Source organism: Pseudoalteromonas sp. H71, from assembly GCF_001468485.1.
In the GTDB taxonomy this organism is placed as follows: domain Bacteria; phylum Pseudomonadota; class Gammaproteobacteria; order Enterobacterales; family Alteromonadaceae; genus Pseudoalteromonas.
Map to the genome: position 1 here is coordinate 67,354 of NZ_LODI01000008.1, position 2,861 is coordinate 70,214.

The 2,861-nt window shown below is 35.2% G+C and carries 5 protein-coding genes and 1 pseudogene; 3 read left to right on the forward strand and 3 right to left on the reverse strand.

Going from position 1 to position 2,861, the window contains the following annotated elements:
• Positions 1 to 188, forward strand: a pseudogene (locus tag ATS71_RS18855) (porin); the annotation flags it as partial.
• 214 nt (positions 189 to 402) lie between these two features.
• Here the strand turns inward: ATS71_RS18855 and ATS71_RS06180 are convergent.
• Positions 403 to 1,284: an alpha/beta hydrolase gene (locus tag ATS71_RS06180; protein ID WP_058404025.1), complete on the reverse strand. Its 882-nt coding sequence runs from the start codon at positions 1,282 to 1,284 to the stop codon at positions 403 to 405.
• Between the two features lie 25 nt (positions 1,285 to 1,309).
• Entirely contained in the window at positions 1,310 to 1,798 is a 489-nt protein-coding gene (locus ATS71_RS06185) for a GNAT family N-acetyltransferase (protein WP_058404026.1), read from the reverse strand.
• Positions 1,799 to 1,889: 91 nt separating this feature from the next.
• Between ATS71_RS06185 and ATS71_RS06190 the strand changes: the two genes are divergently transcribed.
• The gene (locus tag ATS71_RS06190; RefSeq protein ID WP_008133044.1) at positions 1,890 to 2,090 is read left to right on the forward strand and encodes a hypothetical protein; all 201 of its coding nucleotides are present in this window, start codon (positions 1,890 to 1,892) and stop codon (positions 2,088 to 2,090) included.
• Between the two features lie 57 nt (positions 2,091 to 2,147).
• Here the strand turns inward: ATS71_RS06190 and ATS71_RS06195 are convergent, their stop codons facing one another.
• Entirely contained in the window at positions 2,148 to 2,342 is a 195-nt protein-coding gene (locus tag ATS71_RS06195; RefSeq protein WP_058404027.1) for a CPXCG motif-containing cysteine-rich protein, read from the reverse strand.
• Positions 2,343 to 2,556: 214 nt separating this feature from the next.
• Between ATS71_RS06195 and ATS71_RS18860 the strand changes: the two genes are divergently transcribed.
• Positions 2,557 to 2,861: peptide-methionine (S)-S-oxide reductase (locus ATS71_RS18860; protein ID WP_235591421.1), on the forward strand; the 305-nt coding region annotated here is incomplete at its 3' end.

Genomic DNA, 2,861 nt, shown 5'->3' on the forward strand with positions numbered 1-2,861 from the left:
CGAACGATGTATTTAAACGCCAATTTGCTGTTATTGGCCTTCATTATTTATTTGACGAAGACACGATTGCGTATGTAGAGGCCCGTAAAGATTTTAGTGACTTTGAAAGCAACAATAAAGATCAGCAAGCCCAAATGGAACAGTCGGAAGATGACGGAATCGCATTTGGATTTAGATACCAATTATAAAATTATAATTTGCCCTTTCATGCCCTACTAAGTTAGGGCGTTCTACTTGTGACACCACCTACTCTTTGACAATAACCATATCTTTTAAACTCTTAGTTAAGATTAACTTACAACCAAAATAGTATGATGTGTTCTTTGGTAATATTAAAAAGGGACAGCCTTAACCACAAGAGCTATTTCGTCAATTACTTACTACTTTAAGTTGAGCGACATATTAAGGTGTTTTATTTAAAAACCTTTGATATCCGCCTAGCGCATCAGCAACACTCAATAGTGGATTGTCGTTATGTTCGGCATTGGGGTTAATAATAGATTCCCACAGTAAGTTGTTATTATAGTTGGTTTTAAATGTCTGCTCTAAATTATTATATGCCTCTAACATTAACGGGTGCTCATCCCCACCTACCGACAAAAACAAATAGGTTGGCTGCTTAAACGCCTCATTTTTTGATTTTAAAAACGTATCAACCTTACTTACTACTGTCATATCGTCGTACCAAGCAGCAGGGCTAAACGCAAAATAGCCATTAAATAATTCGGTTTTTGTATGAAATGCATACAATACAAAACTTCCACCAGCAGAAAACCCACTTAGCACACGGTTATTGTTTAGCTTAAATTTACTTGATAAATAAGGCAGAAGCTCTATTTCAATAAACTGTAAAAACTTATCAGCCTCACCATTAGGCTGCGTATCATCATCTAATCTAGCTTCAGTATTAACCTCTTGGCGTGCGTAAGGCGGCACTAGGTCGCGATTACGAGAAGATACAAAAAATAAGTTTGGAATAGCCACTAGTATTGCTTGCTTACCACCTTGTTTTTTAGCAAGCATAGTTAAAGACTCATCCCATTTATCAAGGTTAAAATTACCATCTGTTTTAATAATTAACGAATACGTTTTATTAGCATCGTAATTGCTCGGTAATCTAATAAAAATTTTACGCGTTTCATTTAATACTTTTGAATCGATTGTTACATCTGTATAGGCCGAAACATAATGGTTATAATAACGGCTGCCTAAAATAATTAAGCTCAATGCAATCACAGCAAATACTAAGTTTACTAAGTAATTTTTATTTATGTGTATAGCCATATTTTTCTCTATGTATTCAAATGTATTAAAAATAACAAAACCAAACGCTGCTTTTACTTTCGCTAAGTTGAAACCCTAGCCCATTTAGCAAATTACACGAGGCTATATTACGACTATCTACCTCGGCATAAATAGTTTTTAACTTAAAAATCATCACTAATTCAGGTATTAACGCTACAAGCGCCTCTTTCATGTAACCCTTACCCCAAAAATGCGGCGCCAGCTCAAAGCCTAAAAAAGCACAGCTTACTTGTTCATTAATTTTATATAGGCCACAACTACCAATCACTTTGTTTAGAGTATTATGCGTAATCGCTAAACGTATAATTTCCCCTTCATAATAGCCGCTAATATCATCTTGTATTAATTGCTTTACATCACTTTTAGATAGTGGGGTTGAATAGTCATTAAATTTACTAACCAACGGGTTGTTTAAAATAGCATGTAAGCTAGTTACATCTTTATGAGATATTAAACGCAGCGATATACGAGGCGTATTTATTTTTTCAAACATGATTTAAATACAGGGCAAATAGCACTTTATGAACCTGCATTATTAACTTACCATAGCGCATTAACAAGCATTATATAACGAGCACACAAGTATGAGTGACGAATTTAAAGTAATACAACCTACCACAACTGTGTATTGTCCTAAGCGCGGCGAGGGCTGGACCCTAACCGGCATTACTAATATAAATGAGTTTACCTCAGTCATGTTTGATGGCACACGTTACACTCTACCCGCACGTGAAATAGTGGAAGAGCTACTCCCTAACCAGCTAGCTCGAGAACAAAATAAGTAACGCCCCATCAATAAAAAAGGCTACAGTTATGCAGCCTTTTTTATAATTTACGCCAATTTAAAATGTATCGTCTTCACTGTATACATTTACCTTTAGCTCGCCGTCTTCTTCAAATACAACAAACGAAATGGGCTTACAGCATACTTGGCAGTCTTCTATGTATTGCTCATCAATATCTGCAGCATCTAGTAATACCTCTATAACTTCACCGCAATACGGGCAGCTAATTGATTCCTCAGTTAATTGGTTCATCTAACACCAGGTAAATTACATCATCAATGCATTAACCTTAATCATCACGGTTAAACTTTTCAACTGCGTTTTTAGTGGAATACATAGTATTAAAATATAAATTAGACACTTTTGACCAAAACCAAATTTGTTAGCTAAAAATATGAAATACCTTTTGTACTTGATAGGTCTAATTAAACGTATAGTTAAATTAATTCTAAAGGTGGATATTTTTATGAAAAAAACACTCTCATTAACGCTAGCATCTACCCTCGTTTTATTTAGCACACTCTCTTACGCAGAAGAGACAAAAAAAGCAGTGCTTGCAGGTGGTTACTTTTGGTGTATGGAATCAGACTTTGAGAAACTTGAAGGCGTAACCGACGTAATATCTGGCTTTACAGGGGGTAAAATTAAAAACCCGACATATAACGGTAATCATAAAGGACACTATGAAGCGGTTGAAATCACCTATAAACCTAGCATTGTAAGCTATCAAGAAATACTCAATCATTATTGGGTTAATATTGACCCTTTTGA

Excerpts from the sequence above, each read along its gene's own strand:
- ATS71_RS06185 (WP_058404026.1), bottom strand. The coding sequence starts at position 1,798 with ATGTTTGAAAAAATAAATACGCCTCGTATATCGCTGCGTTTAATATCT.
- ATS71_RS06190 (WP_008133044.1), top strand. The coding sequence starts at position 1,890 with ATGAGTGACGAATTTAAAGTAATACAACCTACCACAACTGTGTATTGT.
- ATS71_RS06195 (WP_058404027.1), bottom strand. The coding sequence starts at position 2,342 with ATGAACCAATTAACTGAGGAATCAATTAGCTGCCCGTATTGCGGTGAA.
- ATS71_RS06180 (WP_058404025.1), bottom strand. The coding sequence starts at position 1,284 with ATGGCTATACACATAAATAAAAATTACTTAGTAAACTTAGTATTTGCT.